The organism is Gemmatimonas sp. (assembly GCF_044344655.1).
In the GTDB taxonomy this organism is placed as follows: Bacteria; Gemmatimonadota; Gemmatimonadetes; order Gemmatimonadales; family Gemmatimonadaceae; genus Gemmatimonas.
Genome location: NZ_JBIJCN010000087.1, coordinates 1 through 4,750, shown reverse-complemented (window position 1 = coordinate 4,750; position 4,750 = coordinate 1). Strand labels below are relative to the sequence as shown.

Annotated in this window: 4 protein-coding genes; 3 read left to right on the top strand and 1 reads right to left on the bottom strand. The window is 67.4% G+C overall.

From position 1 onward, the window contains the following. The 3 genes from ACIQ51_RS14000 to ACIQ51_RS13990 all read left to right on the top strand — a co-directional run. A partial coding sequence (locus ACIQ51_RS14000; protein ID WP_396205681.1) for an IMP dehydrogenase occupies positions 1 to 546 on the top strand: 546 nt, incomplete at its 5' end. Between the two features lie 358 nt (positions 547 to 904). Further along, positions 905 to 2,473, top strand: coding sequence for an amino acid permease (locus tag ACIQ51_RS13995; RefSeq protein ID WP_396205680.1), 1,569 nt, complete (start codon positions 905 to 907; stop codon positions 2,471 to 2,473). After that, positions 2,470 to 3,510, top strand: coding sequence for a bifunctional oligoribonuclease/PAP phosphatase NrnA (locus ACIQ51_RS13990; RefSeq protein WP_396205679.1), 1,041 nt, complete (start codon positions 2,470 to 2,472; stop codon positions 3,508 to 3,510). Before ACIQ51_RS13995 ends, ACIQ51_RS13990 begins: the two co-directional genes overlap by 4 nt. Here ACIQ51_RS13990 and ACIQ51_RS13985 read toward each other — a convergent pair. Continuing rightward, positions 3,443 to 4,447, bottom strand: coding sequence for a 6-bladed beta-propeller (locus ACIQ51_RS13985; protein WP_396205678.1), 1,005 nt, complete (start codon positions 4,445 to 4,447; stop codon positions 3,443 to 3,445). The genes ACIQ51_RS13990 and ACIQ51_RS13985 overlap by 68 nt on opposite strands. Positions 4,448 to 4,750: the final 303 nt, after the last annotated feature.

The following is a 4,750-nucleotide window of genomic DNA, read 5'->3' as shown; positions in this document are numbered from 1 at the left end:
TGCACAACGCGTGTCGTGACCGGCGTGGGGGTGCCGCAGATCGCCGCCATCATGGACGCGGTGGAAGGCGCCGGTGACGTGCCCGTGATCGCCGACGGCGGCATCAAGTACTCGGGCGACATCGTCAAGGCGCTCGCCGCCGGCGCGTCCAGCGTCATGATGGGCTCCATGCTGGCCGGCACCGAGGAGAGCCCGGGCGAATCGTTCCTCCTCGAGGGGCGACGCTTCAAGATGATCCGCGGGATGGGCTCGCTCTCGGCCATGCAGGACGGCTCGGCCGATCGCTATTTCCAGGACGGCGAGATGGGTCCCAAGAAACTCGTGCCCGAGGGCATCGAGGGGCGGGTACCGTACAAGGGCCCCGTGGGCGACGTGCTGTTCCAGATGATCGGCGGCCTGCGCAGCGGAATGGGCTACGTGGGGTGCGGCAGCATCGACGCGCTCCGGACGGAAGCCGAGTTCGTGCGGATCACTACCGCCGGCCTCCGGGAGTCGCACCCGCACGACGTCACGATCACCCGCGAAGCGCCCAACTATTCGCTGTGATCCGGGACGTGTGGCGGCGTCGCGATGCCTGACCCACGACCCGAACCCGAACCCGAACCCGAACCCGGTGCCGGCGTGGATCAGCGCCGGGTCCGAGGTTCGGGTTGTGCGCTACGGGTTTCGCGCTTCGGGCGCGTTCCGGTCGACGGGTCCCGCTAATCCAGCGGCCCCCGGCGTTGCGCTTGGCGGTACACGCACCGATGTTCCCCGAGTTGCGGGGAACCCCGCTCCCGATGGGAGCCCTCCCAGTCCAGCGGGCGGGGGCCGTCAACGATAGCACCGTCGGTCCCCGTATCCCCGTCGTACCCTGCGTACCGCTCCCCCTCCTGCGGCACGCTCCACCCAGACCACACGGCTGATGGGAATCTGGTCAAAGAAATCGATCGTGGCACTCCGCGCCGAAGCGGATAGCGCCGAGGGCGGACTCAAGCGCACGCTCGGCGCGCTCAACCTGACGATGCTTGGCATCGGTGCCATCATTGGTGCCGGCATCTTCGTGCTTACGGGCACGGCGGCGGCCAATTTCGCCGGTCCTGGTGTCTCGCTCTCCTTCGTGCTGGCCGGCCTCGCCTGTCTGTTCGCGGGCCTCTGCTACGCCGAGTTCGCGTCGATGATCCCGATCGCCGGCTCCGCGTACACCTACAGCTACGCCACCATGGGCGAAGGTGTGGCGTGGTTCATCGGCTGGAACCTCGTGCTCGAGTACCTGTTCGCCGCCTCCACCGTGGCGGTGGGCTGGTCGGGCTACTTCAGCGCCATGCTCAACGAAGTGGGGATCCACATTCCCGCCGCGTTCGCGTCGGCGCCGCTGACCGTCATCAACGGGCACGAAGTGGTGCGCGCGTTCACGTGCGTGGGCGCCGATGGCGGCACGCTGATGGACGCCACCACGCAGGCAGCGTTTGTGGTGCGTGAGGCGTGCTCGGCGGCCGGCGGTACGGCAGTCGAAGGGCTGATCAATCTGCCCGCGGTGGCGCTGATCCTTGCCCTGACGTTCCTGCTGGTGCGCGGGGTGCAGGAGTCGGCCACGTTCAACAACATCGTCGTCGCGATCAAGATGATCATCGTGCTGCTCGTGATCGGCTTCGGCTTCATGTACGTGAACACCGACAACTGGTCGCCGTTCATCCCGGAGATGGTCACCAACCCCGACGGCAGCACGAAGTACGGCATGGCCGGTGTGCTGCGTGCCGCGCCCGTGGTGTTCTTCTCCTACATCGGGTTCGACGCCGTGTCGACGGCCGCGCAGGAAGCGAAGAACCCGCAGCGTGACCTGCCGATCGGCATGATCGCCTCGCTGCTGATTTGCACGGTGCTCTACATCCTCATGTCGCTGGTGATGACCGGCCTGGCGCCCTACACGGCGCTCGGCGTGCCGCACCCGGTGTCGGCCGCGCTCGAGGCGGTGCCGCAGCTCAAGTGGCTCGAATATCTCGTGAACATCGGCGCCGTGGCGGGTCTGTCGTCGGTCGTGCTCGTGATGCTCATGGGCCAGCCGCGCATCTTCTACACGATGTCGCGTGACGGCCTCCTGCCGAAGGTCTTCGCGAAGGTGCACCCGGTGTACCAGACCCCCGCCGCGTCCACGTGGATCGTGGGTATCATCGCGATCATCATCGCCGGATTCTTCCCGCTCGGTCTCCTCGGAGAACTGGTGTCGGGTGGTACCCTGGCCGCGTTCGCCACGGTGTGCATCGGCGTGTGGGTGCTGCGTGTCCGGTCGCCGGAGCTCGAGCGTCCGTTCAAGACGCCGCTCGTGCCACTGGTGCCGATCCTTGGCGCCGGCGCCACGCTGTACATGATGTATCAGCTCCCCGGCCTCACCTGGGCGCTGCTGGGTGCCTGGACGGCGATCGGCATGACCACGTACTTCGTGTACGGCATGCGCAACTCGACGATCGGCAAGCAGGAAGCGTCTCGTAAATGAGCGCGGCCGTGACCGATGGGCTTCTCAGCGCATCGGAAGTGCGGCAGGCGGCGATCCATTCGTGGTTCGCCGCCCTCCGCCCCGGCATGACGGTGGCGTTGTCCACCCACATGAATGCGGATGGTGACGGCTGCGGCAGTGAAACCGCGCTGGCGAGACTCCTCGCGCAGCGCGGGATTCACTGCCGCATCGTCAATCCCACCCCGTGGCCGGCGATGTTCCAGTTCCTCCTCGGCAACGACGTGGAGGAGGCAAGCGCGCGCGGTGCCCGGGCGCTCGATGATATCGACGCGCTGATCGTGCTCGATATCAACGATGTGCGGCGCCTCGGGCAGTTGTCGGATCGGGTGCGTGCGCTCACCGTGCCGGTATCGGTAATTGATCACCATGTGCCCGGCGACGAACCGGTGGGGACACTTGCCGTGGCCGACACGCACGCGTGCGCCACCGGCGAGCTGGTTTTCGATATCGCGGTCACCCTGGGGCTCGAGATCACCCCGGCGATTGCGCAGTCGCTGTACGCGGCCATCCTCACGGATACGGGCAGCTTCCGGTTCAGCAATACCTCGCCCCGTGCACACGGTATTGCCGCCGCGCTGCTTGCGGCCGGGGTGAACCCCGAGGACATGTATCGGCGCATCTATGCGCAGGTCAGCCTCGGCCGCCTGCATCTGCTGCGCGAGGCGCTGGCCACGATCGAAAGCGAGCCGGACATCGGCCTGTCGCATATCTCGATGGATGCTGGCGTGCTGGACCGGTTCGATGTGACGAGCGAGGAGCTGGACGGGATTGTGGAGCATCCGCGCAGCATCGCCGGCACCCGCATGGCGCTCTTCTTCCGCGATCTCGGGCACGGCAAGGTGAAGGTGAGCCTGCGTAGCACCGGCGATGTGGACGTGCAGCGGTTTGCGCGCCGCTACGGCGGCGGCGGGCACCGGAAGGCGTCCGGCGCGATGCTGAGTGGGTCACTCATCGAGGTGCGTTCGCAGGTGGTGGCCGACGCACGGGCGTATCTGCGGGGCGAGCTGGCCGACTGACGGCGCGTGGCGACCCGCGAGGCCGAAGCCCTGCCTCCCGCAGCACACGGCCGGTGTCGGCCGCATCCACCCACATGCGGAGCTTCTGTGTAGCGCCTCCGGACGATAATCCGTAGAGGCGCCGGTTCGCGTAGAACATTCGGTCCTCCGGCGGCGCCGTCCACGAGGCGAGATAGCGCCCACCCGGATCGTACAGATCCACGATCCCGCCGCGGTATGTCGCGCCGGCGAACGATACGAACGTCGTCTCGCCACTGCGCCACCCGCCCAGCGCCGCGTTGTCGCCTTTGTCGAGCATGATGGCATACTCGCCGCCGCTGAGCTTCGTCTTCTTGAACGTGGGAGCGGCGACGCGCTCCACGAACGGGACCGTGCGCACCGCGCCGCTCTCATCGAACATCGCGAGTCCGAAGCCGAACGTCGTGGCGGCGGTACAGCGTCCGGTCGGTGCACCGCGGATGAACGTGGCGCTGGATACGAACTCGTTCCCGCCCCCGTTCAGTGGCCACGGAAAGGCGTGGCGACGGGTCGCGCGCCCCGCCGAGTCCATCTGCACGGCGAAGGCCGACGGCGATGTGATGAGCAGGAGCAGTGAGCCGTCGGTGAAGACGCACAGCGCGTTGGCAATGGCCGCCTCCGGCACTGTCACACTGCGTACGAAGGTGCCGTTGGTCGAATAGAACGACACGCGGCCGTTCCCCGGATCCAGGACACCCACCGTGTTGCCCGTGGCGAGCGCCACGTCTACGGGTCGCTTGAGCTGACCGGGCCCCGATCCACGACCGCCTACGCTCCATCGATGCGCGCCATCGCGCGCGCTGAACGCATGCAATTCGAGTGTGCCGGCATCGAGTACATAGATCTGCGATGCGTCGGCGACATGCTCGCGCACCCAGCCGAAGAGGGTATCGTCTGGGGTTCCACCGGCTCGCCACATCGGGACCCACGTCTTCCGCAACACCCGCCGCGGCCCGTCCGCGGACGCGGTTGCAGGCGTCGTTTGGGCCATCATGGCCCACGGTGCGCCTGCCAGCGTCACGGCGCAGAGCAGGGCAGCGGTGTGCACCCGATGTCGCGCATGGCACCCGCGTTGAATCATCCGTGGCATGAAGGTTGTCAGTGTGAGGGGTCGACGGTGATGAGGTGCCGGAGTGCGCGCCCCAGTGCCACCCGCGCCACGGGGTCGGGATCCACCTGGCTCGCGAGGCGCAATCGCGCCACGCCGTCGTTGAGCAGCAGA

What these genes read in the sequence shown, in the direction of transcription:
- ACIQ51_RS13985 (WP_396205678.1), bottom strand. Translation starts at nt 4,447, where the DNA reads ATGTGGCGAGCCGGTGGAACCCCAGACGATACCCTCTTCGGCTGGGTG.
- ACIQ51_RS13990 (WP_396205679.1), top strand. Translation starts at nt 2,470, where the DNA reads ATGAGCGCGGCCGTGACCGATGGGCTTCTCAGCGCATCGGAAGTGCGG.
- ACIQ51_RS13995 (WP_396205680.1), top strand. Translation starts at nt 905, where the DNA reads ATGGGAATCTGGTCAAAGAAATCGATCGTGGCACTCCGCGCCGAAGCG.